The 22,003-nt window shown below is 35.1% G+C and carries 30 protein-coding genes and 1 tRNA gene; 20 read left to right on the top strand and 11 right to left on the bottom strand.

Annotated elements, in window-relative coordinates; translation table 11 throughout:
- Positions 1 to 16 precede the first annotated feature (16 nt).
- The gene (locus MKX14_RS16310) at positions 17 to 373 is read right to left on the bottom strand and encodes a four-helix bundle copper-binding protein (RefSeq protein WP_086266309.1); all 357 of its coding nucleotides are present in this window, start codon (positions 371 to 373) and stop codon (positions 17 to 19) included.
- A gap of 475 nt (positions 374 to 848) precedes the next feature.
- Positions 849 to 1,178, bottom strand: coding sequence for a hypothetical protein (locus tag MKX14_RS16315; RefSeq protein ID WP_240282978.1), 330 nt, complete (start codon positions 1,176 to 1,178; stop codon positions 849 to 851).
- 440 nt (positions 1,179 to 1,618) lie between these two features.
- Here MKX14_RS16315 and MKX14_RS16320 point away from each other — a divergent pair, with 440 nt between their 5' ends.
- Together MKX14_RS16320 and MKX14_RS16325 are read left to right on the top strand one after the other, a co-directional pair.
- Positions 1,619 to 2,212 (top strand): LysE family translocator, encoded by a 594-nt coding sequence (locus MKX14_RS16320; RefSeq protein WP_240282979.1) that lies wholly within the window; start codon positions 1,619 to 1,621, stop codon positions 2,210 to 2,212.
- 48 nt (positions 2,213 to 2,260) lie between these two features.
- Positions 2,261 to 2,479 carry a hypothetical protein gene (locus MKX14_RS16325; RefSeq protein ID WP_046812964.1) on the top strand — a complete coding sequence of 73 codons (219 nt, stop codon included), beginning with the start codon at positions 2,261 to 2,263 and terminating at the stop codon, positions 2,477 to 2,479.
- A 232-nt stretch (positions 2,480 to 2,711) separates the two neighbouring features.
- Here MKX14_RS16325 and xseB read toward each other — a convergent pair whose 3' ends face one another.
- Both xseB and xseA read right to left on the bottom strand, forming a co-directional pair.
- The gene (xseB, locus tag MKX14_RS16330) at positions 2,712 to 2,906 is read right to left on the bottom strand and encodes an exodeoxyribonuclease VII small subunit (RefSeq protein ID WP_046812963.1); all 195 of its coding nucleotides are present in this window, start codon (positions 2,904 to 2,906) and stop codon (positions 2,712 to 2,714) included.
- Positions 2,896 to 4,161: an exodeoxyribonuclease VII large subunit gene (gene xseA, locus MKX14_RS16335; RefSeq protein WP_240282980.1), complete on the bottom strand. Its 1,266-nt coding sequence runs from the start codon at positions 4,159 to 4,161 to the stop codon at positions 2,896 to 2,898. The genes xseB and xseA overlap by 11 nt, the downstream gene beginning before the upstream one ends.
- 255 nt (positions 4,162 to 4,416) lie before the next feature.
- On the opposite strand from xseA, the gene MKX14_RS16340 reads away from it, so the two are divergent.
- Together MKX14_RS16340 and MKX14_RS16345 are read left to right on the top strand one after the other, a co-directional pair.
- Positions 4,417 to 4,493, top strand: a tRNA-Met gene (locus MKX14_RS16340).
- Positions 4,494 to 4,668: 175 nt separating this feature from the next.
- Positions 4,669 to 4,902, top strand: a complete 234-nt coding sequence (locus tag MKX14_RS16345) for a transposase (RefSeq protein WP_240282981.1) — start codon at positions 4,669 to 4,671, stop codon at positions 4,900 to 4,902.
- Between the two features lie 152 nt (positions 4,903 to 5,054).
- Here MKX14_RS16345 and MKX14_RS16350 read toward each other — a convergent pair whose 3' ends face one another.
- Complete coding sequence (locus MKX14_RS16350) at positions 5,055 to 5,726, bottom strand: XRE family transcriptional regulator (RefSeq protein ID WP_002119885.1); 672 nt, start codon at positions 5,724 to 5,726, stop codon at positions 5,055 to 5,057.
- Positions 5,727 to 6,399: 673 nt separating this feature from the next.
- Here MKX14_RS16350 and MKX14_RS16355 point away from each other — a divergent pair.
- From MKX14_RS16355 to MKX14_RS16365, 3 genes are all read left to right on the top strand, one after another.
- Complete coding sequence (locus tag MKX14_RS16355) at positions 6,400 to 6,654, top strand: hypothetical protein (protein WP_002119927.1); 255 nt, start codon at positions 6,400 to 6,402, stop codon at positions 6,652 to 6,654.
- Between the two features lie 209 nt (positions 6,655 to 6,863).
- Complete coding sequence (locus tag MKX14_RS16360) at positions 6,864 to 7,253, top strand: hypothetical protein (RefSeq protein WP_002119864.1); 390 nt, start codon at positions 6,864 to 6,866, stop codon at positions 7,251 to 7,253.
- Between the two features lie 30 nt (positions 7,254 to 7,283).
- Positions 7,284 to 7,829: a glycoside hydrolase family 108 protein gene (locus tag MKX14_RS16365; RefSeq protein WP_240282982.1), complete on the top strand. Its 546-nt coding sequence runs from the start codon at positions 7,284 to 7,286 to the stop codon at positions 7,827 to 7,829.
- A gap of 97 nt (positions 7,830 to 7,926) precedes the next feature.
- Here MKX14_RS16365 and MKX14_RS16370 read toward each other — a convergent pair whose 3' ends face one another.
- A complete protein-coding gene (locus tag MKX14_RS16370; protein ID WP_014206232.1) occupies positions 7,927 to 8,544 on the bottom strand; it encodes a LysE family translocator in 618 nt (205 codons plus the stop codon).
- A 239-nt stretch (positions 8,545 to 8,783) separates the two neighbouring features.
- Here MKX14_RS16370 and MKX14_RS16375 point away from each other — a divergent pair, with 239 nt between their 5' ends.
- From MKX14_RS16375 to MKX14_RS16390, 4 genes are all read left to right on the top strand, one after another.
- Positions 8,784 to 9,716: a lauroyl acyltransferase gene (locus MKX14_RS16375; protein WP_032006555.1), complete on the top strand. Its 933-nt coding sequence runs from the start codon at positions 8,784 to 8,786 to the stop codon at positions 9,714 to 9,716.
- A gap of 345 nt (positions 9,717 to 10,061) precedes the next feature.
- A complete protein-coding gene (gene cspV, locus MKX14_RS16380; RefSeq protein ID WP_240282983.1) occupies positions 10,062 to 10,277 on the top strand; it encodes a cold-shock protein in 216 nt (71 codons plus the stop codon).
- 221 nt (positions 10,278 to 10,498) lie between these two features.
- Positions 10,499 to 10,723, top strand: a complete 225-nt coding sequence (locus tag MKX14_RS16385) for a hypothetical protein (RefSeq protein WP_046812958.1) — start codon at positions 10,499 to 10,501, stop codon at positions 10,721 to 10,723.
- A 353-nt stretch (positions 10,724 to 11,076) separates the two neighbouring features.
- Positions 11,077 to 11,886, top strand: a complete 810-nt coding sequence (locus tag MKX14_RS16390) for a pyrroline-5-carboxylate reductase family protein (protein WP_046812957.1) — start codon at positions 11,077 to 11,079, stop codon at positions 11,884 to 11,886.
- Between the two features lie 15 nt (positions 11,887 to 11,901).
- On the opposite strand, the gene MKX14_RS16395 is transcribed toward MKX14_RS16390, so the two are convergent.
- A complete protein-coding gene (locus MKX14_RS16395; protein WP_002117441.1) occupies positions 11,902 to 12,018 on the bottom strand; it encodes a hypothetical protein in 117 nt (38 codons plus the stop codon).
- Between the two features lie 178 nt (positions 12,019 to 12,196).
- A complete protein-coding gene (locus MKX14_RS16400; RefSeq protein WP_240282984.1) occupies positions 12,197 to 12,682 on the bottom strand; it encodes an Lrp/AsnC family transcriptional regulator in 486 nt (161 codons plus the stop codon).
- Positions 12,683 to 13,046: 364 nt separating this feature from the next.
- On the opposite strand from MKX14_RS16400, the gene yafE reads away from it, so the two are divergent.
- Positions 13,047 to 13,814, top strand: coding sequence for a class I SAM-dependent methyltransferase (yafE, locus tag MKX14_RS16405; RefSeq protein ID WP_046812955.1), 768 nt, complete (start codon positions 13,047 to 13,049; stop codon positions 13,812 to 13,814).
- Positions 13,815 to 14,098: 284 nt separating this feature from the next.
- Entirely contained in the window at positions 14,099 to 14,437 is a 339-nt protein-coding gene (locus MKX14_RS16410) for a hypothetical protein (protein WP_108008429.1), read from the top strand.
- Positions 14,438 to 14,694: 257 nt separating this feature from the next.
- Here the strand turns inward: MKX14_RS16410 and MKX14_RS16415 are convergent, their stop codons facing one another.
- On the bottom strand, positions 14,695 to 15,198 hold the full coding sequence (locus tag MKX14_RS16415; protein ID WP_240282985.1) for an AAA family ATPase: 504 nt from the start codon (positions 15,196 to 15,198) through the stop codon (positions 14,695 to 14,697).
- A 153-nt stretch (positions 15,199 to 15,351) separates the two neighbouring features.
- Between MKX14_RS16415 and MKX14_RS16420 the strand changes: the two genes are divergently transcribed.
- The 3 genes from MKX14_RS16420 (at position 15,352) to MKX14_RS16430 (ending at position 17,191) form a co-directional block, all read left to right on the top strand.
- The gene (locus MKX14_RS16420; protein WP_005076872.1) at positions 15,352 to 15,477 is read left to right on the top strand and encodes a YHYH domain-containing protein; all 126 of its coding nucleotides are present in this window, start codon (positions 15,352 to 15,354) and stop codon (positions 15,475 to 15,477) included.
- Positions 15,478 to 15,567: 90 nt separating this feature from the next.
- Positions 15,568 to 15,990 (top strand): HIRAN domain-containing protein, encoded by a 423-nt coding sequence (locus MKX14_RS16425; protein WP_240282986.1) that lies wholly within the window; start codon positions 15,568 to 15,570, stop codon positions 15,988 to 15,990.
- Between the two features lie 646 nt (positions 15,991 to 16,636).
- Positions 16,637 to 17,191: a TetR/AcrR family transcriptional regulator gene (locus tag MKX14_RS16430; protein WP_240282987.1), complete on the top strand. Its 555-nt coding sequence runs from the start codon at positions 16,637 to 16,639 to the stop codon at positions 17,189 to 17,191.
- Positions 17,192 to 17,259: 68 nt separating this feature from the next.
- On the opposite strand, the gene MKX14_RS16435 is transcribed toward MKX14_RS16430, so the two are convergent.
- Together MKX14_RS16435 and MKX14_RS16445 are read right to left on the bottom strand one after the other, a co-directional pair.
- Entirely contained in the window at positions 17,260 to 18,204 is a 945-nt protein-coding gene (locus MKX14_RS16435; protein WP_240282988.1) for a metal-dependent hydrolase, read from the bottom strand.
- A gap of 305 nt (positions 18,205 to 18,509) precedes the next feature.
- Positions 18,510 to 18,743, bottom strand: coding sequence for a DUF2171 domain-containing protein (locus MKX14_RS16445; protein WP_002113991.1), 234 nt, complete (start codon positions 18,741 to 18,743; stop codon positions 18,510 to 18,512).
- 249 nt (positions 18,744 to 18,992) lie between these two features.
- On the opposite strand from MKX14_RS16445, the gene MKX14_RS16450 reads away from it, so the two are divergent.
- The 4 genes from MKX14_RS16450 to MKX14_RS16465 are packed head-to-tail and all read left to right on the top strand — an operon-like array spanning position 18,993 to position 22,003.
- Complete coding sequence (locus tag MKX14_RS16450) at positions 18,993 to 20,006, top strand: acyl-CoA dehydrogenase family protein (RefSeq protein ID WP_130625970.1); 1,014 nt, start codon at positions 18,993 to 18,995, stop codon at positions 20,004 to 20,006.
- Positions 19,994 to 20,788, top strand: a complete 795-nt coding sequence (locus tag MKX14_RS16455) for a PIG-L deacetylase family protein (RefSeq protein WP_240282989.1) — start codon at positions 19,994 to 19,996, stop codon at positions 20,786 to 20,788. Before MKX14_RS16450 ends, MKX14_RS16455 begins: the two co-directional genes overlap by 13 nt.
- A complete protein-coding gene (gene nodS / locus MKX14_RS16460) occupies positions 20,763 to 21,362 on the top strand; it encodes a class I SAM-dependent methyltransferase (RefSeq protein ID WP_240282990.1) in 600 nt (199 codons plus the stop codon). The genes MKX14_RS16455 and nodS overlap by 26 nt, the downstream gene beginning before the upstream one ends.
- Entirely contained in the window at positions 21,359 to 22,003 is a 645-nt protein-coding gene (locus MKX14_RS16465) for a glycosyltransferase (protein WP_213073505.1), read from the top strand. Before nodS ends, MKX14_RS16465 begins: the two co-directional genes overlap by 4 nt.

The raw sequence follows: 22,003 nt of genomic DNA on the forward strand, positions 1-22,003 counted from the left end.
ACATCTGGAAAATTATTTAAGCACGATAGGCAAGACAAGCTTGAGCACAGGCTAAACATGCTTTCGCACAGATCTGACAATGTTCATGCTCATGTTTGCTACATTCCGCTGCACAAAGTTGACATGCATTTGCGCAAAGTTGCATGGCTGATTCTGCTAGTTCAGAGTTTCTTAGTTCTAAAGACGTACAAAGTTGGCAGGTTTCTACACATGTCATGCAATGCTTAATACATTCACGCATCATATGAACATGTTCTTCTTGTAAACATGCAGCTGCACAAGTTTTACAAGCAATCATACATTCAATACATGCTTGAATTGAGGTAGAGGCATTACAAAATAAAGAAGAGTTGGTTTCTCGTTGAATTTCCATAAAAGTTCTCCTGTCGAAGACTATTATTAAAAAATGGAATATCGTTATATTTCCTATTTTAGAAGATCATTTTTAAGGCATGGCTGTTTGAGATGAAAGGTCTACAAATCGCTAATACATAATTAACCTCGTAGTAGAATGTTACATCCAGTTTTTAGTTAAAACGCTCATAATTGTTCATGTTAAGAGGGGATTTAAATTTAAGGATTGTGTTAAATTTAATTGCATATAATACTTTTGGCTAATTTCTTATTGTGTGAAAATTGGGCAGATTATCAGTGTGAACTTTAAGGGCACACGAAATGGAAAACGTTAATCAATATGCTCACGGAGCTGAGCATGAAGTCCACATACATTGCAAACGATCATTAAGTACTTTAATACTGAGTATGCTCGTATTAATTACAACTGGTCGTTAAAAGAAAAAGCACCTAAGGGTGCTTTTTCTATATGAGTTTAAAGTAAATACCTTCACTTAAGAGTCTATAAAGCCACGCAGTTTTTTGTAGGCTTTACGGTCATAAGAAGGGATGTTTGATTGCTGGAGATCAATCGCGAGTTGTTTCTTGCGTTGAAACTGGACTTCACTTAGAAGAGCAGCATAAATTTTGGGACGATCAGTTTTAAACTTTTCTACATCCAACGGAATCGTATCTTCATTCTTAACAATGTACAGCACAGAGCCATTGCCATTCGTTTCATAAACCGTCCAACCAACTCGTACGATGTAGAGTCCGGTTTTCTGATTCTTACCTAAATAAGATTTAAAACCATCTGGATGAGGGCGAACATAAGCATTCATCATGCATCCTCCATCATCTGATTTATTTGATGAAAGCGACAATCAAAGAATTGATGGGGAACGGGACATCATATTCAGTAAAATCACGATTTCTAGTTGTTTGTATATTGATCAATTTTCAAATTTCAAGTCAGAAAAAAACGTTTATTAAATAAGCTAAATAAGAGCTAAATATTAAAAATAACGGCTTATTTTTCTGTGTAAAAAGCTTGATTTAATTGTTTAGCGAGCAGAAAAAATAGCGCTTATTCTATGTTTCTGTGATCGATTTTGCATATTTTAAATTATTGAAATAGTAAGTGAATTTGCAGTCAGGTAGAGTTAAATATTTGTTTTAAAATTAAAAAAATAAAATGTAATATTTCTTGTTACAACCATTATGTCGACAATAGATATTCCTTTTTGACATATTTCGCCTAGCATAATTAAAGAGTTCGTTGCCTATGGTGTCATTTATGTTTATTGGACTTGTGGTCACCATTTTGTTGACTCCAGGCCCAACAAATACATTGTTAGCCTCGGCTGGAATACAAGCAGGGGTGAAGCAGTCTCTTAAACTTATTCCTGCTGAAGTAATGGGTTATCTCATTGCAATTACTTCATGGGGTGTTTTGCTTGAGTCAGTTTCACATTTTATTCCTTGGCTTCCTGCCTTATTAAAGTTAATAAGTGCAACTTTTATTCTCTACCTTGCATTTAAACTTTGGATAACATCAACAAATGACATCAAATTAGACAGCCCACTGATTACGCCTAAGGCTTTATTTGTTGCAACACTTTTAAATCCTAAAGCTTTACTCTTTGCTTCTGCTATTTTTCCACATGCAGCATGGGAAGTGTTTCACGTTTATTTTGTGCATATTGCTATTTTTTTATCATTAATTACACCCATTGCATTTTTATGGATTGCTTTTGGAACCGTATTAATTTCAAACAAAGTAACTTGGTTAAACCAACGTAATTTACAACGTACGGCTGCATTTATTTTAACTTTTTTTGCGATGCCAATCGGCTATTCTGCGATTAGCTCATTTTAAACTTAACCCTTTATTTATATTAAAAAATTTAATTTTCAGGAGATTTTCATGACAAGATTAAAAGTAATTATCAAGGATCAGTTTGATAAAGAATCAATTGCTTTGGCAAAAGTTAGACCCATGAATGATCACGCGCTCGAACTTCATAAGAGCGTTGAACATATTGAAATTAATGATGATATTATTTTACCTAATATGGATTTGCTCTATGAAAACCCTAAAGACGGCAAAATTTATCAGTTAATTGGTGCATTCAGTGAGGAATAACTTTTAAATTAAATTTAACAATAACCATGAGTAGAGTTTGTATTTTGTATAGTCTTAGACGGTGAAAATTAAGCCAAACTAACGTATAGACACAATTAAAATATTGAACATCTAAAATGGTTATGGGACTATGCCTGTGTAAAAATGTGACCTAATCCACATTTTTGCATTTCAGGATTAAGTGGATTTCACTAAGCCCATTCCTTCAATGAGAAGTAGGAGTGGGCTTTTTTTATTCTTTGAATGTCTCATCTAAAGCCTTTTGAACGGCTTCAATACGTGACTTGCATGCTTTATAAGCAGTAATAGATTCTTCAACAATTTTCATTAAATTATCGATATCCGGGCTTTCTTGAGATTCAAGTAATTCGGCATTTTTCTTCAAAATGTCATGACCATCTTTAAACGTTAACTCTTCATTCTTCATTTGGAATTACCTGCGTAATGTTGGCTTCAACCAGACCATCTTGCATCTCAATAGCGATGGCGGGGCTTGAAATTTGATGTATAGAGCGAATCGCTTTTCCTTCTGATCTAACAATTGCATAGCCCTTGGCCTGAACCTGTTTCGGGTTTTGCAAAAGGATTTCTTTCATCAAAGATTCGATTTGGGCTAATGAAAATTTAACTTGTTGCTGTGAGCTAAACTGAATACGTTCTTTCATCTGGTCAAGCAAACGATGGGCCGAGCTAAGTTGACTCTGTGCCGAAGATTTTATGTGATGAAGCAGTTGATCATTCTTGCTTTGATAGGTCGTGATTTGATGTTGAGAAAGTAGCTTAATCGTTTGTAGGCTATCTACAGCTTCTTGGACGCGTTCGACAATGTGGTTTCGGATGCCAGCAATCACTTTACTTGGTGTATCAAATGAGCGATGGGCAATTTCATCAAGAATTGTACGGTCTTTTTCATGCCCGATGCCTACCCAAATGGGTACGCTACGTTTGCAAAGTAGGGCGGCAAGTTCATAATCATTTAAATAAGCTAAATCATTGACCGATCCACCACCGCGAATAATCACAATCAAATCAGGTGGAAAGTTAAATGTACTGGCCCATTGTCTTAAACCTGAACCTAAAGATTCAATCAAGCTGGTTGCAGCCGTGTTTCCTTGAAAAGTAGCGGTGTGATACACAAAATGACAAACCCCATTTCGCTCAAGTGCATCTGCATCTTTTTTAAAGTCACCAAGGCCCGCAGCATTTTGAGGGGCAATGACTAAAACATTTTGAATATCAAAAGGAGTGGGAAGAAGTTTATTTTTATGGATTAAACCTTCTTGAGTAAGTCGTTCAATAATTTGCTGATAACGTTTAGCAATTTCACCCAATGTAAAGCTTGAGTCAATCTCTTCAATATTGACCGAAAATCCATATTGAGGATCAAAACGTGCTCTAATTTTGATGAGTACATTTAAATCACTTGAAATCTCAATCCCAGTTTCACGTTCGAACTTTAAAACAATTTTACTCGCTGAAAATTTCCAGATCGTGGCTTTACAGCTGGCAATAACTTTATCAGTCTCTGCATCTTTTTCTGCGAGTTCTAAATAGTAATGACCGCCCTTAATATTTAAATTTCGAATTTCTGCTTTTACCCAAACTGGCTCATCAAAAGCCACACGTATGACTTCCTGAACTGTGCCGAGATATTCACTAAGGGAAAACTGAGGTTCAGACATACGAACTAAAAATTAAAGGGCCAAACTAGATAGTATAAAAGCCATCCAACCAAGGCAATTGTTGTCTATGAATATCGGGTTCTATTTAAAATAAATACAACAATTTAAAGAATTAAAAATTGAAATTGATATGTGAATTTAGACTGAATGGTTAAAATGAAAAAATAATAAAAAGAGAATTGTTAATAATTACAACCGATTAAAAAATAAAGTTTGCTTTATAAAATAGATGAGCGTATAAAGCTTACTTCCAATTGCGGGGTGGAGCAGTCTGGTAGCTCGTCGGGCTCATAACCCGAAGGTCGTTGGTTCAAATCCGACTCCCGCATCCAAAAATATTATGCTCTGTGATGTACCACTTTTCATAATACGAAAATTATGAAAAGCAATTAGCTTATAAATAACCCTATATAAAGCTAAATATTAAATTCTAGACGAACTGTCCATACCCTAAATCTAGCGTTCTAATTACATACCGTAAAATCACATGAGCTCAGTGATGAGTGAATGATTGTGAATATAGTAAATGAGTGGCACATTGCCACAGCCGTAAATGGCAACGAAATTAATGTGAGGATTGTTCCTCATGTTCGTAAACAAAACTCTCTCAATGGATATCGTTGGGTCGAAGTTGGTAAAAAAATTCAACTTCAATCTGGTGAAGAAATTGAGTTAAACCAAGATGGTAAAAGCTTCTATGCCGGGTTTAATCAACTTTATCGTTTAAATACATATTGTTGATAAAACCATGGTAATAAAGCGAGAAAACCTATCTCTTTTAAAGGAGATAGGTTTTTTTATGTCTACAGGTTATATAAATAATTAAAGTTATAAAAAGGCTGAAGTGATTAAAAATAAGTGCATTATTATTTTAATTATATTTAATAACTAAATTAGCCTGCTCGCCAGAACTGGCGACCCATAACCTTAAAGTTTTTACCGTTCTCTTCTGTTACGCGTCGGTCTCTAAATTTTTCATTTAAGCTATGCAAAATTAAAGAGCCATCTGCCTCTTTAAAAATCTGTTTAATCATTCCTTCGCCAGCAAAGTAAACCGCATAAATCTCGCCATCAATGACTTCTGTTTGAGAGATATCAATACCCACCAAATCACCGTCTTTAATGTAGTCGGTCATGCTATCGCCTTTAGCTTTAATAATACGCATGCATTCTTGAGCAACGCGTTTTTCTTTAAAGAATGAAGCAGGGAATGGAATTTTTCCATTAATAGCATCAAAGTGAAATTCAATAGATTCACCTGTCCCGCAAGAAAAGTTAGCTTCTACAACTTCAATCCAGACATATTGATCGGTAGATTCTGCACTTACTACAGTCGGGCTAAATACATCACTTTCTCTAAAAGAGTCTTCAGTATTCCCTGTCGTTAACCAATAACCATCCACTCCTAAAAATTGAGCAATTAAAGGAAGAAATGCGGATTTTAAATTTTTCCCTGACTCTAAAGCCTGATAGGCAGGTTGCGACATCTTTACAGCTTCTGCCACTTCAGCCTGAGTTTTTTTGGCTTTAATTCTAGAGTCTTTTAAACGGTCTTTAAGAGCCATAATGGTTACACCAGTAAACTTATAACAAATATATAACTTAAGTTATATAGAGTAAAACAACTATAGTTATTGACTAATAATAACTATAGTTATAATATCAGTTATATCTCAAGATGAATAGAGAAAATTTAAATGGTACCTAAGTCACTATTTATCGCTTTATCAAAGCTTTGAGATGGAAGCTAAATTTATTTTGTTTCTACAGGTAGCAGAATAAAAGGGAGATAGCTCAATTATTATTTGCAAACAGGCTATCAAAACAAAAATTGGAATAAAAAAAAGCCCGATTCCGTGGATCAGGCTTAATGTTCGTCGATAAAGGGTATCAAGAACATGAAGAATTTAACAAAGATTGTGAGACCTAACAAAAGTTTCCGATATACGGCAAAGCCTTATATGAACTTTTTGGTCAAAAAATTAAGGCGTGTAAAAAGCTTAAATCCACAAAATTTAATACTTTTTTACATTTTTAGAAAAGGAAATATTTGTTTATAAATTAGTGGCTTAATTGCATATAGTTGGGTTCTTTATGATTGTTGTACCAGATGAAACGTTTTGAACACACATTTGTAGTCATAGCTTAGCTATATTGCTCAAAGAATGTATCAAAACCTCAAGAATAACAAACGATAAAGACGCCTTACTAACGAGTACATTGAGTTGGAGATAGTGAATGACTACAGCAATGCAGAACAGAGCTAAACAACTTAAAAATGCAAAACGTGGAGGGTATATCCCGACAATTGCCAAAGACGTAAACAAATATAAGGTACAAAAAATAAAAAGGGCACTTGAGGAGGCCAAGCAGATTGTAAATGAGCTTGAAGATGACGCATTCGAATTCGATGATCAAGTCTCTATGCAAAAAGCGATTGGTGCAATCACAGTGATTGAGTTGATTGAACAAGCCTTAAACGGTGCACACTAACAGGCTTTAGCATACAAACATTCTTTCTCGGACCCCTGAAATAAATGGGGTCAAGGATAAGTTCGTCTTGCAATTTAGCGCTGCTTTAAAGCGTTAGTGTTTTTTATTGACTGTAATAAAGAAAACGAAGGGATTAATAAACATTGAAAACCACAAGCTGGTCAACGTGATGAGTTTTCAAGTTTTACCCTTTAGCGCAGGACAAAGTCATGGAAACAGTTTCTAGCAGTGGGTTAGCCACATTTTTAAATTTTTATAGTATTGCAATTATGGTGGCTCTAGCAGTCAGCTTAGTTGTCGCAGTTGTATTAATGATGCGTTTTCCTCGTTCTCCACAAGAATGGATTGTTGCTCTCATCTGTACAGTAGTTTCAAGCCTGACAGGCGGCTCATTCATTATTATGAAATGGAACCTGCATGAATGGGTATCCGATATTTGGGGAATGATCACCCTATCTGGATTCTTCTTCATTTGTGGTTTACCAGGCTGGGCTATTGTGAGATGGATATTTAACTTCATCAATAAACAAGAAGGCAAAACGATTGTAGAGGTCATCAAAGACCTAAAAAAAGCAAAAGATGATCTTCAAAATAGCTAAAGACAGCTTTAAATATAAAGGTAGAATAAAATGAATATCGACCAATACTTAGAAAAAATGATCAGCCGAGAAGGCGGGTATGTTAACCATCCATCAGATCATGGCCATGCGACTAAATTTGGCATTACAGAAGCAGTCGCTCGATCGAACGGATATCAAGGCAACATGCAAGACTTGCCCTTAAGTGTCGCCAAATCTATTTATAAGCAAAAATACTGGCTTGAACCCCAGTTTGACCAGATTAATGCGATTAGCCCAGCTATTGCAGAAGAGTTACTGGATACAGCTATAAATTGTGGCGTCAATTTTACTAAGCCTTTATTACAACGTGCTTTAAATCTGCTGAATAAGCAGGGGAAGGAAGGTTGCCCAAATCTTGTGGTAGATGGCCAGTACGGGCCTCTAACTTTACAAGCACTAGCTACGTACTTAAATAGACGTAATAAAGAGGGAGAAAAAGTATTCGTGCGCATTTTAAATATTATGCAAGGACAGCATTATATTGAAATTACCGAGAACAATCCTAACTACGAAGATTTCTTTTACGGTTGGATATTAAACAGAGTAACACTCTAAAAAATGCGTTAGAAGAGAGCATGTTTAAAGATCTAATGAGTTAAAAAGCCTAACCACGAGTTAAGGCTTTTTAACAAATAATAGGTCGAGCAATGCTTTATTGTGCGATGAGTAAAATGGCAAGCAGAAAGAAAATAGCGCCACTAATTTTGTTGAGAATCGAGAAATTATTTCCAGCCAACATCTTCTCTTTAAAAATTGAAGAGAAGTTTGCGTAAACTAAATGAATTAAAAAACCAATAAAACAGAAGGTTAAAGAAAGAATTAAAAATTGATTTAAAATCTCTTTCTTGATATCAATAAATTGAGGGAAGAGTGCGATAAAAAATACGATTGTTTTAGGATTAAGCAAAGATGCGAATAGGCCTTGATAAAACAATTTAGATTTACTTACAGCTTTATCTTTTTGTTGATCGGTCATTAACTCTTGCGTTGCAAGTTTTTTAGTGAAGTTTTTATATCCGAGATACATTAGATAAAATGCACCAATAAACTTTAAAACCGTAAAAATAGTAGGGTTACTTGTAATAATAAGTCCTACACCGCTGGCAGAAATTACAGCGATCACAAACATACCAATAATTAACCCACTTATTCCAAACAAAGCAGTTTTTACACCATAGTTAATTGAATTTGTGACAGTAAATAAAACTCCCGGTCCTGGGCTTAATAGGGTAAGAAATGCTATTGTTATAAATACTAAAAGACCGCTCACGCTGATATATCCTATTTATCAATTGAGGCAAGATTGTGCGGTTACTTTAAATGAGAAAATAATCGTTGTATACAGAAGGTTATGTATATTTAAGTCTTACATAGATTAAATATTTAAAATATAGATTTGTATAAATAAATAGGGCATATAAAACTATAAAAGTGAAAGCAACATAAACACACAACCTTAAAAATTGAGCATGTTAGTATGCTAAGTCTATACCTCAAGAAATCTATAGTATGACGAAAAATGAACGGCAGTTTAAATCTGGCGAGTTTCAATTTTCCTTTTTAGCGTTTAAATATTGGGGTATATGGTTTTTAGCTTTTATTCTAATGTTATTTGCGATGTTACCTTGGGCTATTCAATGGCGCCTTGCTGATTTTCTATCAAAAATAGCGTGGAAATCTTTAAGTTCTCGAAGAAAAACTACACTACGTAATTTACAAGCATGTTTTCCAGAAAAAACACCTTTGCAAATCGAGGCAAAAGCTAAACAGGTTTTTGTTGATACTTTAACGGGTGTATTTGAAGCTCTCAATGCTTGGTATTGCCCAAATTGGTTTAAAAGCCGTGTCCACATAGATGGTTTAGAAAATTTAACTAATAATCAGGAAAATGGCGTACTTTTATTAGGTACCCACAGTACGCTTTTAGATGCAGGTGGAGCGGCGTGTACTTTATTCTTTAATATGGACGTGGTTTACCGACCTCAAAACAATCCGTTTTTAGATTTTCTGATTCATCGTAGTCGTGCGCGAGTGTATAAAAACCAAATTGCTCGAGACAACATGCGTGGACTCATACAAAACCTTAAACATGGGCATGCGATATGGTATAGCCCAGATCAGGATTTTGGCTTAAAACAAGGCGTAATGGCATCATTTTTTGGTATTCAGGCAGCTACTGTTACAGCGCATCGCAGACTAATGGATATCTCAAAAGCAGCAGCCGTGCCTTTATATTTTTACCGTAGTGGTGATATTCGTAATCCGCAATATCATGTTTTAGTAGAACCTAAATTAGAAAATTTCCCAAGTGGCTGTGAAGTCAGTGACGCTGAAAGGGTAAACAAGATTATTGAAAACCAAATTCGCATTGCCCCTACACAATACATGTGGTTTCACCGACGCTTTAAAACACGCCCTGCTGGTGAACAGAAATTCTATTAATGGCATCAGTAACTCAAGAATTAAAAGTACTTCTTTCAATTAAAATATAAAATATTAGATTTTTAATTGAAAGGATCTTTAATCAAATCAAGATGAAAGATGTTGAGTCAACACTATAAAATTTTTCTTGCTTTAATTATTTTGAATATCGATTGCAAATGATTTTGAAGCGTGTATAGTCGAGCATAACTAACAAAATATTCTTGTCATCATAAATTTCTATTTCGCAGTTTTATTTATTAAGTCTTCGGTTTATTCAGATATTTAAGTTTTCACGTCTATTTTTTTAGTTAAATTGGTTTCCCCAATAATAAGTTATAATATTTTAAAATTTAGGATAAATATATGTCTACTTCTACTGGTACAGTAAAATGGTTCAATGAAACTAAAGGCTTTGGTTTTATTGCTGCTGATGAAGGTAAAGATATTTTCGCTCATTTTACCGATATTCAAACACAAGGTTTTAAAGTTCTATTAGAAGGCCAACGTGTTGAGTTTACTGTAATACAGGGTAAAAAAGGCCCACAAGCTTCAAATATTATGATTCTTCAGAATGCATAACTTCATAGATCGACTAGAGTTGTTTTGAATATATTATTTAAATAGAATATGTTTAAGGCTAAAGTGCTTAAGTAGAGTTAAAAAACCCACTCTATGTTGTGGGTTTTTTATAAGTTTTAATTAAACTTATCTTTAAAAATAAAAAGCAGAATAAAAATATGCTCTTAAAAGTGCTTCTAAATTTTTGTTAAAATATAAGTAATTAGGTGTATGGTACTAAAATGGATATTTGTATTGGCGGTATTTTAGACGGTCAAAAGATAGAAAATCATAATGATGTTTTTAAGATAGAAGAGCATTATTCAGACAATAGCTCTCAGTATGTTAAACAGCATTTCCACCTATTTGGAAAAATTTTTACTTTTTGGGTATGCGAAGATATTGATTTACAGCAGGCAATCAGAAAAGCCGAGAGAATTTTAGCGAATAAGATAGAAGCTCTTTAGTTGCGTGAGCTAGAATACTTTCGTGGATTCTAATAATTTAAAGATTTTCTTATTAAATGGTGAATATTCTTTACTTAAGCTAAATATAATGTTTCTAGAGCGGTTTACACAACCTTAGTGTAAGTTACATAGTTTAACATTTTTTGTGTAGTATTTATTAACAATAGTAATACATTAGGCTTAAGCTAAAGTTGTTTTATTTATTGCGCAAATAAAACAAACCCCACTTTAATAATATATTTTATTAAAGTGGGCTCTTTATTCAGACGGTCATCATTAATTCAATATCCATAATTAAACTATAGATAATATTTATTTTTATAAACCTCTCTTAAGAAAGGAAAACATTTTAAATGTTAAGTGCAGTACAACCTAATATTTGTTTTATTGGCAGTAGTAATTTAGCTTTAGCTTTAATAGGAGGGTTGGTTTTAAAAGGATTTAAAAAAGAAAAAATACAATTAATTGAAGAGAAAAAAATTAATGATACAAATGCTTTGAAGCAAAAAGAAAATGGAATCAAAAAAGCTGAAATTGTTGTTTTGCTATTAGATCCGAAACAGTTAAAAGAGACACTTGTACCGCTAAAAAAATGGTTAGCTAGTAAAATTATCGTTTCTATGATGGCGGGAATTGATATTGCAAACTTGACTCGTTTTACGGGTTCGAAAAAAATTGTTCGTGTAATTTCAAATCCACCTGTGCTTACACATATGGGGACGCATGTGCTTATTGCTTCAGAGCAAATGGACCAGCTTGATAAAGACCTAATCGAAATGCTGTACTCTGCAACGGGTCAGACTTTTTGGGCGCCGTCTGAAACTCAGACAGACGCAATTATTGCTTTGTCTGGTTCGGGACCGGCTTACTTTTTCTATATTTTAGATAGCATGATAAAGACAGGGGTTTCTTTAGGACTTGATAAACAATTTGCTCTAGATTTAGCACTCCAAGCGGCTAGTGGTGCAGTTGAAATGGTCCGTAAAAGTAATGTCCCACCAGCGGATCTGTGTGGCAAGGTGACGTTGGCTAACGGGATTACCGAATCGGCACTCAGAATGTTTGAACTAGGAAATGTATCTGATGATATACGTTTAGCTATGAAGGCCGCATATCATCGTAGTAAAGAAATTACGTCAGAAATTACATCTGATGTGAGTTAGCTATTCTTTAGCAAACTAGGCCTTTAAAAAGTATTCCCAAATAACGAAGCCTAAGCCAAACCCAATAAAAGAGTAGAGAGTAATAATAAAGAATACAAAACTGGCCTTATTTTTTTTCTTCAAAATGTTCATGGCGATGCCTCCAATTTAGATTAATTACATTTTGAAGAAGTGAAGGCTGTAATCATAGATACAGAATTTTTTAAAAAAAATATAACAGAGCTATGAGCTGTTATATTTTCTAGGTTTTCCCTTAATAAAGATTTTTAAATCAATAAATTAAGGAATTATCTCTAAGTGTTTAACTCTTCTATTCAATTAACATTAAATCGGCTGTATTAGCAGATTTGAGAGGGCGTAGGGCAAAGGTCGAACGGGTGTGGCGTATTCCTTTAATTGAATAAAGTTTCTTTCTTAAAAATCGCTCGTAATGGTCAGCATCTTTGACTGCTACTTTAACCAGATAATCATAATCACCTGTGACGAGATGCGCTTCCACTACTTCAGGTATATCTGCTAATGCTTCACTGAAATTTTCTAGCATTTCGTCATCATGGCGCTCTAAAGTAATTTCAATAAAAAAGACTTCATGAATGCCAATCGCTTTTTGGCTTACGTTTACCGTATATCCTTCAATAATTTTTAAAGTTTCTAGACGTTTCAGTCGAGTCCAGCACGGAGAAGATGAAAGACCTACTTCTTCGGCCAGTTGAGCAACGGTTAAACGGCCATTTCCACGTAATGCAGATAAAATTTTCCGATCTATACGATCTAGTGTGTATTCTGTTCTGTTCAAAATATAAACCAAAGAAGAATCTTCTGATAAAAATTAATATACTTCATTTTTATGCTGTGAATGTTTAAAAATTTTAAAAAATACAGGAAACATTTTGAGTCGAAGGTACATACACTATTTCTATGCATCGAACCTTTCTGGATAGAGGTTGGGATGGAGCAAAGAGCACTGTTTCAGTAAGGGTGACTAAACAGTGCTCTTTGCGGATTTCTTATTAATCTTTAAATCTATTTTTATCAATTGGCATGGCATATAAAAATAAACTAAATAATAACTTTTATTTATCAATTGAAGAAAAACTAATCATTATTTTTTATCTAAATTTTCCTTTAATGTGATTCCATTACATAGAAGGAGCAAGGTTATGATCACCCAGCATGATATAAATCAAAAACAATATCAAAATAAATCTCTCGACTATTTAAACAGCCAAGCTCACTCTGAAGGACTTGAATTTAATAAATTTATTCATGAAATTCAGAAAATTGAAAAGGCTGTAGTCCTTGATTTGGGCTGTGGTGGTGGGCATGTTTCTTACAATGTTGCTCCGTATGCCGACCTTGTTTTTGCTTACGATTTATCTCATGAAATGTTAGACACGGTGTCGAAGGCTGCCAGCCAACGCAAATTAAAAAACATCTTTGTGCAGCAGGGCATTGCTGAAGATATGCCTTTTAGTGATCAGCAGTTTGATGTCGTCATTAGCCGATATTCTGCGCATCACTGGCAGCATGTTCCGACTGCCATGAAAGAAGTAAACCGCGTGCTTAAGCCTGATGGTATTGTTATTTTTGTAGACATTATCAGTTCTAGCTCGCCCATATTAGATACTTTTTTACAGACGATCGAAACGATTCGAGACCCAAGCCATGTACGAAACTATAGTGTGAAAGAGTGGGTCTATTTTATTGAAGATGCAGGCTTTGATTTGGTTGGTTTAGATAAACAAACGCTTTCGTTAGATTTTAATAGTTGGGTGAAGCGTATGAAAACTCCTGAAGATCAAGTCAAAACTTTACGTTATTTGCAGGAAGGTTCATCTGACCTCGTTAAGAAATATTTCAAAATTCAAAATGACGGTAGCTTTGAAAGCCATGTGGGTTATTTTGTATTTAAGAAATTAGGGTTTTAACGTAGTGTTATGAATAAGGGTTTTAGTAGATTAGTAATGGATTAAATATCACTAAAACTCTGTTTTCGAATAACTCGAATAATATTAAAGATGGTTATAAAACAAATTTAATATCATTTATTTATTAAAACTTAATCACACATTTTTTGTAAGGTGATTAAGTATTCAAAAGAGATAAGGAGTATCTAATTTTCTTTATTATTAATAGACACTTATAAATAATTATTATTTAATACACCCGCAATATTATCACTAATACTTTTAATAACTTTGTCGGGGAAATAATGCGTAATTTTTTAGTAACGATTTTCACTTTATTGGTAGGAACATCAATTTATGCAGGTCCAGCAACTAAAAGTCTTCTAGAGCAAACACAATGTGAGAAAGTAGTAGAACTACACGGTTTTTTAAGCCGTGCTCAACTTGATTGTACTTATCACTATTATTCAGAAGAGTTAAAGGATACTGCCGAAAAATGTACTAAGCATGAGTTAGGCGATAAATACGGTAGAGAGGTCATGAAATTTGGTATGAAACAATTTGAAGAGCGAAAAAGAGAAGATGCAAAAGGTCAATTATGTAGTAGAGTTTTAAAGGACTTTCCAAATTATATTAAAAAATAAAAAAAGGTTTTAAAAACTGATTCTAGCAAGCCGATAAGGTGTATTTAATTATTCATTTTATCGGTATATCACCATATATAATTCGCCAACTAAATAGAAAATAAACCTAAAAAAACTACCTAATATCACATTGACACATATAATTTGTCTTATTATTCTCTGCGATAGAACGGAGACGGGACGCTTTATGCGTGCCAGTTCTAGATGGCTGGTCTGTCAACCCACCTCCGTTCTTTCATCATGATTTCATAAGTGAATTAATTGTTTTTAAAAATAGTCTGAATAATATTTATAGCTTTTGAAAAGTTATTAAAAGGAATAGTCTTTTTAGAGAGTTGAGCATTACTACTCAGAAATTTTTCTAAACGTATATCAAAACTATGTGAAAACTGAATCAGCTCTAATGTATTTTTTAGAGTTTCTTTAGGTCTTTTGCCTGTAGCTACAGACTTTAAGTAACGTTGTAAAAGCCTTATTGTTCTTAAATAAAAAGGAACTCCCATTTTTAAAATTAAAGAGCATTCAAGAAGTAATGGAAGTAAACGTTTATCGTAAGCTCCTTCTACAATCCAGCTATCTTGTAAGGCGATTTCTTGAGTACCACTTGAGATTGTTTCTTCCGAATTCTTTAAAAACTCAGTTCCACTTATATTCCAGTAGATCTCATCAAACTCATAAGTTGATATCTTTAATTCATCAGCTAATTTCTTAGTGATAGTTGTTTTACCAGCGCCAGAAGGGCCTACAATGCAAATTTTCATGGTTTATCTTTTTAAAGGGATATTTCAAAAAATGGTTATAAATAGAAACTAGACTAAAGTTTATAAGTCACTCATCTGTTTTATCAAAGCTTAATAATTTTATTTTGTACAATAAAAACTCAATTATAATTCCGACTTGAAGGAAATAAACTCATGAAAAAACTTTTATTCATTTGTCTAATCGGTTTAGCAGTTACACAGGTTAATGCTCATTCTGGGGGTACAAACTCTAAAGGATGTCATACGAATAGTAAAACTGGTGACCATCATTGTCATTAAATAAGGGTATGAAAGAGTAAGCTGATTTCTGGTTTACTCTTTTTAATATCTTTAGTTTTATATTTTTTATGAATAATAAGAGGAAAAAGAATGGAAATGATATTGGCAGTATTTGGCTTATTGGTTTTATTTTTAATATTAAGTAAAAAACATAAGAAGAAAAATCTCACTGGTGAAAGATCAATAGTCTATTTGGTTGATATTGTTGGGGAGCAATCCTATCAAGCAAATTTAAGAAAGATTGCTGGGCCTAAACAAGAAAAGTCAAAATATGTAGAAGTAATGGCTAGAGTTGTCTCTGAACCTTTTAATGCTTATGACAAGAACGCAGTTAAAATTGAAATTAACGGTTTAACAGTTGGCTATTTAAGTAGGGATGATGCCAAACTATTAGCTGGTAAAGTGATAAATAAGACTGTGCCAGCTTTAATTAATGGTGGTTGGCTTGATAACGATAGTGAAGGTAGCTATGGCGTAAAACTCGGTATTCAAAGTCTTAATGAATTAATATAACAAATTGCATTTTTAAGTTTTACTTACATTTTAAAATCTAAAAAAATAAAATCATTCTCTAAGGTATTAATAAATTTTTTTTACTCATGTTTTTAAAGCTTTATTTGTAGCCAATATCACATTGACACCTAAAACCCCTCCGATTATCCTTTGCTTGCTGGCCACATTGCCAGTCGGTTTTAGCAGGCCGTATTTACCCAACGCACACGAAAAAGTCTCTCTTTTTTGTGGGCATCCCTACGTGTCTCCCTCTGCGGCGGAACGGGAGGGGGACATCTTCGGATGTGCTGATTTTTGGGTAAATCAGTCTGCTAACCCCTTTTCGTTTCGCCACCATAATCATTTAGCAGTGATGTGGCGAAACTTCTTTATACCCAAAGGAGTCCGCTATGCGTACTATTTCTTCTTTATTGACTTTTGCCAAAGTTTCTCTATTCATACCACTCGAGCAATCTATAAAGCGGTTCAATCGACTCTAGGTTTTCTACACCTTAAGAATCTAAAACACAGCAACTATAAAACTTGAGATAGGTCAGCACGCCATTTTGTGCGGCTTTTGCATGCCTGTTTTTAGCACTCATTTTAAGAGTGACGGCATTTCTATCTCTTTTAGATACAACAAAAAATTATTTTAAGCGGTATATCTATGCCAAATTTACAATCTTCCTTTAAAGCATTAAAAGTGCTTCTCGTAGCAAAAGACTTATTTAATCAATATGGGTTTCATAAGGTCGGAGTCGACCAAATTATTGCAGAGGCCAAAGTCGCCAAGGCTACTTTTTACAACGACTTTCACTCAAAAGCACGACTCATCGAGATGTGTCTCACTTTTCAAAAAGACGCGCTCAAAGTAAAAGTGTTTTCCATTATTAATTCTTACCGTGAGCAAATGGTGCTCGATAAACTTAAGCAGATTTACCTTTTACATGCCGACTTAAATGGCTTTTATCATTTACCCTTTAAAGCAATTTTTGAAATAGAAAAGCTCTACCCAGTTGCCTATAAAGTCGTGATTGATTATAGAAACTGGTTGGTTAGCGAAATCTATAAGGTGCTTTTAACCTTAAAATCTTCGGCTTCACTCCAAGATGCTTACATGTTCTTATTTATGATTGATGGGGCAATGGTTCAGCTTTTAGATAAAAATGTGGTAGATGAAAGAGGTCGGTTGTTGGATTATTTCTTTTTAAATTTTGCTTAAGCGACAAAACTCTCTAAAGAAAAAGCCTCCAAACAAGGAGGCTTTTCATTCTAAATAAAAATAGTTGCTTAGCTTAATGTCGCAGGTTTTGCAGCCTGTGCCATACCTTCAAAATATTGAACTGCAGGCGAGCGAGCCATATAAGCTAAAGCTTGCGCGGTATCTCCCTCATGAATTGGGTTAAATTTTGGAGAAACCCATCTTAACGTCGCTTTCCACAAATATTTAATGGTCGGTAAGTTGTCTGAGCGAGTTGCGGTTTTTTCAAATTCACGAATAATTTTGAAGTAGCCACGGCGCATCAATTTTTGAATATCTTCGTGTTCTAAATCTTGCTTACCTAAACTACGGGCAAAGTCAGCAAGGAAGTAAATAAACAGTGGGAAAACCGCCGCCATAATCACTTGGCGCGACACATAAAACCCAAACTTGTTTGTTAAAAGGTGCTCAAATAAATCATAAGCAACACAGCGATGTTCAACTTCTTCAGCTAAATGCCAACGGAACAAATCTGCCATAGCAGGGTCGGCTTGGTCCCACGTCTTACTGTCGAGTGTCCATTGACCAATGGTTCCAGTAAAATGCTCGATTGCAGCAATCACTCCCACTCGGAAAAGTAACCAATATTCATCAAGCTTTTCGCCTTTTAAAAAAGGTATGCCTAGAGGTTTGTCACCCAACAAAATATTAAAAACAAAATGGGCACGGTTGAGTGTTTCTTGAATGTCGTAACCATTTTCACGTAAGAAGTCCTGTGCTTTTTCATGGGCACGTGCATGAGCAGCTTCTTGGCGGACAAATCCAATCACTTCTTGTTTTAGTGCTTCATCGGTAATCAAGGGAAGGGTTTTATTAAACACACGGCAAAACCAAAACTCACCAGCCGGCAAGAGCATGTTGATGCCATTGGCGACATGCGAGCATAGAGGATCATTCGGCATCCAACAGACCGATGATTCGGTAAAATCGAAATGGACCTTTCTTGCTTTAAGCTGATGATTCCCTGTGATCATATATGTCACCCTATTCATAATTGTTCATTTAATGCGAATGGACAATTTTTAGCATTAAGTAAAATTGATCACCATGTGCTTAAGGGACAAAATGAGCCTCAAAAAGGTTTATAGAGATAAAAGCAACTCTGTTAAAGATTGGGTATATTTAACACAACACGAGGGTAAGCTTTATTTATTTTAAATATGAGATGAATAAAAAAAGCTCCTTAATAAAAAGGAGCTTTAGTTTTTATAATTTAAATTTTTAGTTATAAATTTATTTTATTTTAATCTAGCTAAAACTAGCTAGCTTACTTAGAAGTTTAGATCGCTTGCCACTGATCTTTAACTTCTTCTGAGTTTTTATTCAGAATAACTTGGTCTTCTTTTACCTCCCCAATCCATCCAGTAGGAATGAGGTGATGTTGACCACTTTCATCTCGGGTGAGTTTGAGTTGATTCTCGCCATCAAGATGATCGACAGTACCTACTTTGGTGCCACAAGAAGCAATAACATCTGCGTGTTTTTTAATATCATTAATATTTAAAGTGTTCATTTTAGACCTCTTCTTTGGAAATAGAAAAACGGTAAGAACTAAACTACTTTAAATAATCGATTAAATGTTGAGTTTTTAATAAACCTTACATGATCGGATTATAAGTTCACTTAATCATGATATTTGAGTAACAATGAAATAATTAGATATAAAACTAATAATATTTTTCTTTTTATTACAATTTATATGTTTATCTAAACAGAAATCTTTAGTTATGGTTGGGTTAAGTCTTATAAATAATTATTTGCAATGAATATTAAAATACCTATAAACATGACGATACTGAGCAGTTTGAGTGAATTTGAAGCTGCCCTAGCTGAAGATAAAAGTAAGCTTCGTATAAATTTACTTTTTCAGCTTGTAAATTTAACTCAAAATTTGCCTCATCCAGCTTCGGGTCAAACCTATCAACGTTGGCAACTTTTTGCGCAGATTGCTGGAGTTGATTTAAGTCTAGCTAAGCTTTTTGAGTCTCATTGTGATGCTTTAAGCATTTTAAATGAATTGGGTTATCAGCAAGAAATAGATGACCAGACTTGGGCAGTTTGGGCAGCAGACGGTGGACCAGCACCATTGCAAATAAAAGACAATCTTTGTAATGGCATAAAACCTTGGTGCTCTGGTGCTGAATTCATTCAAAAAGCTTTAATAAGTTATAAAGATCAGCAAGGGCTGGCGCAGCTTTGTATTGTCGACTTAAGTCATCCATCCATTACAACCGATTTAAGCCACTGGCACGCTGTAGGCATGCATGCGACACAGACTGCGCAAGTAACTTTTAAAAATACACCTGTTAAATTGATTGGTCAGCCAAATAGTTATTTAAAACGCCCAGGTTTTTGGCATGGTGCAGCAGGTGTAGCGGCCTGTTGGTATGGTGCCGCCGTGCGTCTAGCTAACTTTTTGCAAGAAAGCTGTCAGGCAACTCCGAATCCTTATAAAAAATTATATTTAGGTGAGGTCGCTCAGCAGCTAGAAATCACTAAGCAGTATTTTCAATATGTTGCCAAGCTCATAGACCATAAACCAACGCTAAGTCATGAGCGGGAAATACGCATATTACGTGCTCAAACAGAACAATGCTGCCTGAGCATTATTGAGCGAGTAGGGAAAGCCTTGGGTGCTCGTCCTTTTTGTGAAGATGCGACATTTGCTCAGCTCATGGCTGATCTGCCTGTGTTTATCAGGCAAAGTCATGCTGCTTTTGACTATGAACAAATTGCAGAACTCTGTGTGTCGGAGCAAAGCCTATGGGAACTTTAAAACATCCTTTAGTTGAAGACCGCGTTATTTTTGGTGAGGGTACGGCCAAAGAGCAATGGTTAAAGGCATTTAAAGAACAACCGTTAGCAGCTTTAGATCTTGAGCTATTCCGCTCAAAAAGAGTAGTAATTGTAGCCCCACATCCGGATGATGAAGTGCTTGGCTGTGGCGGATTAATGCAGCAGCTGTTTGCACTGAACTGCAAGATTTTGGTTTTAGCGGTAAGTAACGGCACCCAAAGTCATCCTAACTCTACAAAATATCCTCCAGATCAGCTTAATACTCTTCGCCCGCAAGAAAGCTTGGCAGCCTTAAATTGTCTAGGCGTAGCAAAGTTCACCGAGCATATAGAGCTTAATTTGTTAGATGGTCAGATTCATTTGCAAACCGATCAACTGTGGCAGAGTTTAGACAAGTTGGTTCAAGCCAACGATATTCTAATTTGTAGCTATGAATTTGATGGTCACCCAGACCATGAAGCAGTAGGTAAAACCGTACAAGCCTATGCAACCGCTAAGCAACTACTCTGTTTACACGTATTAATTTGGGCTTGGCATTGGGCAGAGCCTTTAGACCCACGCATTGATTGGCACCGAGCAAAAGCCTACCGCTTAACCGAAGAACAGCTAACTAAAAAACATCAAGCAATTTTGCAGTTTAAAACCCAACTTGAAGCAGATGAAACTACGGGTAATGCCGCCGTTCTCTCTCCAAATGCGATTAAACGTCTTTTAATGCCTTATGAGGTTTATTTGAGTGATTCATTCTCGCGTGTACTTTGAAGATTTATATCGTCATAACAGTGACCCATGGGGCTATGACTTTCATTGGTATGAAGCTCGTAAAAGACAAATTTGTCTCGCGCTGCTGACAAAACCTCGTTACCCAAAAGTGTTAGAAGTGGGTTGTTCAAATGGACATTTAAGTTTTCATTTGGCGCAAAGAGCTGAGGAGTTAGTGTGTATAGACGTCTCTGATAGTGCTGTTCGCTTGGCGTCCGAGCGTTTAAAAGAATTTGAGCATGTGGTGGTTGAGAACTGGAAAATACCCGAAGACTACTCAATTCAAAAGTTTGATCTGATTTTAATTAGTGAGATGGCCTATTACTTATCCAAGGATGAATTACATCAGTTTATTGAAAAATTAAAGCATAGTTTAAATGATGACGGTGAGATTTTGTGTTGTCACTGGCGTCATGAAATTCAAGATTTTGAATTAAATGCAGAGCAAGTCCATCAAGCTTTTCAGCAACATTTTCCGTTTCATCATTACCTCAGTTTAAATGATCCAGATTTTATGATTGATCTGTGGACGGCGAACACTTCCTCTTTAGCGCAGCAGGAAAAACTAAGATGAAAATAGGCATCGTCATTCCAGCGCATAACGAAGAGTATTATCTATCGGCCTGTTTGCAATCTATTCAGGTCGCCATAGATAACATTAGTGGTTATGAGGTAGAAGTGCTTGTTGTACTCGATAGCTGTACAGATCAGTCGCGGTTGATTGTACAAAGCCATCAAATCAACTGGATTGAATGCAACTATGCATGCGTGGGGCAAGCGAGGGATTTAGGAATCCGTCATTTAATCGGGCGTGGTGTAACTTGGATTGCATGTACCGATGCAGACACCGTGGTGAGTCCTGATTGGCTGCGCTATCAAATCCAGCACCAACCTACAGATGCAATTTGCGGCACTGTGACGCTTGATGATTTTAGTCATCTCTCTATAACGAAACAGCAAAAATATTTAGCGCACTATAAAGATCAGATGGACCACGAGCATATTCACGGGGCAAATTTAAGTTTTAGTGCAGAGGTCTATCTTTTGGTCGGTGGCTTTGAGCCTATTTCATGTCATGAAGATGTATCTTTAATTAAAAAATTGATCCATCATTGTTGCAATATTACTTGGAGTAATCTGGTACGAGTAACCACAAGTAGTCGTTTAAATGGGCGTGCCCCACAGGGATTATCGTATTTTTTAAATAATCTCTAA

Source organism: Acinetobacter pittii, from assembly GCF_022449185.1.
Classification (GTDB): domain Bacteria; phylum Pseudomonadota; class Gammaproteobacteria; order Pseudomonadales; family Moraxellaceae; genus Acinetobacter; species Acinetobacter pittii_I.

Excerpts from the sequence above, each read along its gene's own strand:
- xseA (WP_240282980.1), bottom strand. The coding sequence starts at position 4,161 with ATGTCTGAACCTCAGTTTTCCCTTAGTGAATATCTCGGCACAGTTCAG.
- MKX14_RS16445 (WP_002113991.1), bottom strand. The coding sequence starts at position 18,743 with ATGAACACTTTAAATATTAATGATATTAAAAAACACGCAGATGTTATT.
- MKX14_RS16360 (WP_002119864.1), top strand. The coding sequence starts at position 6,864 with ATGGAAACAGTTTCTAGCAGTGGGTTAGCCACATTTTTAAATTTTTAT.
- MKX14_RS16430 (WP_240282987.1), top strand. The coding sequence starts at position 16,637 with ATGCCAAATTTACAATCTTCCTTTAAAGCATTAAAAGTGCTTCTCGTA.
- xseB (WP_046812963.1), bottom strand. The coding sequence starts at position 2,906 with ATGAAGAATGAAGAGTTAACGTTTAAAGATGGTCATGACATTTTGAAG.
- yafE (WP_046812955.1), top strand. The coding sequence starts at position 13,047 with ATGATCACCCAGCATGATATAAATCAAAAACAATATCAAAATAAATCT.
- MKX14_RS16375 (WP_032006555.1), top strand. The coding sequence starts at position 8,784 with ATGACGAAAAATGAACGGCAGTTTAAATCTGGCGAGTTTCAATTTTCC.
- MKX14_RS16325 (WP_046812964.1), top strand. The coding sequence starts at position 2,261 with ATGACAAGATTAAAAGTAATTATCAAGGATCAGTTTGATAAAGAATCA.
- MKX14_RS16420 (WP_005076872.1), top strand. The coding sequence starts at position 15,352 with ATGAAAAAACTTTTATTCATTTGTCTAATCGGTTTAGCAGTTACACAG.
- MKX14_RS16425 (WP_240282986.1), top strand. The coding sequence starts at position 15,568 with ATGGAAATGATATTGGCAGTATTTGGCTTATTGGTTTTATTTTTAATA.
- MKX14_RS16455 (WP_240282989.1), top strand. The coding sequence starts at position 19,994 with ATGGGAACTTTAAAACATCCTTTAGTTGAAGACCGCGTTATTTTTGGT.
- MKX14_RS16410 (WP_108008429.1), top strand. The coding sequence starts at position 14,099 with ATGCGTAATTTTTTAGTAACGATTTTCACTTTATTGGTAGGAACATCA.
- MKX14_RS16395 (WP_002117441.1), bottom strand. The coding sequence starts at position 12,018 with ATGAACATTTTGAAGAAAAAAAATAAGGCCAGTTTTGTATTCTTTATT.
- MKX14_RS16365 (WP_240282982.1), top strand. The coding sequence starts at position 7,284 with ATGAATATCGACCAATACTTAGAAAAAATGATCAGCCGAGAAGGCGGG.
- MKX14_RS16350 (WP_002119885.1), bottom strand. The coding sequence starts at position 5,726 with ATGGCTCTTAAAGACCGTTTAAAAGACTCTAGAATTAAAGCCAAAAAA.
- MKX14_RS16345 (WP_240282981.1), top strand. The coding sequence starts at position 4,669 with ATGATTGTGAATATAGTAAATGAGTGGCACATTGCCACAGCCGTAAAT.
- MKX14_RS16355 (WP_002119927.1), top strand. The coding sequence starts at position 6,400 with ATGACTACAGCAATGCAGAACAGAGCTAAACAACTTAAAAATGCAAAA.
- MKX14_RS16390 (WP_046812957.1), top strand. The coding sequence starts at position 11,077 with ATGTTAAGTGCAGTACAACCTAATATTTGTTTTATTGGCAGTAGTAAT.
- MKX14_RS16435 (WP_240282988.1), bottom strand. The coding sequence starts at position 18,204 with ATGATCACAGGGAATCATCAGCTTAAAGCAAGAAAGGTCCATTTCGAT.
- MKX14_RS16450 (WP_130625970.1), top strand. The coding sequence starts at position 18,993 with ATGAATATTAAAATACCTATAAACATGACGATACTGAGCAGTTTGAGT.
- MKX14_RS16385 (WP_046812958.1), top strand. The coding sequence starts at position 10,499 with ATGGATATTTGTATTGGCGGTATTTTAGACGGTCAAAAGATAGAAAAT.
- cspV (WP_240282983.1), top strand. The coding sequence starts at position 10,062 with ATGTCTACTTCTACTGGTACAGTAAAATGGTTCAATGAAACTAAAGGC.
- MKX14_RS16465 (WP_213073505.1), top strand. The coding sequence starts at position 21,359 with ATGAAAATAGGCATCGTCATTCCAGCGCATAACGAAGAGTATTATCTA.
- MKX14_RS16310 (WP_086266309.1), bottom strand. The coding sequence starts at position 373 with ATGGAAATTCAACGAGAAACCAACTCTTCTTTATTTTGTAATGCCTCT.
- MKX14_RS16315 (WP_240282978.1), bottom strand. The coding sequence starts at position 1,178 with ATGATGAATGCTTATGTTCGCCCTCATCCAGATGGTTTTAAATCTTAT.
- MKX14_RS16320 (WP_240282979.1), top strand. The coding sequence starts at position 1,619 with ATGGTGTCATTTATGTTTATTGGACTTGTGGTCACCATTTTGTTGACT.
- MKX14_RS16415 (WP_240282985.1), bottom strand. The coding sequence starts at position 15,198 with ATGAAAATTTGCATTGTAGGCCCTTCTGGCGCTGGTAAAACAACTATC.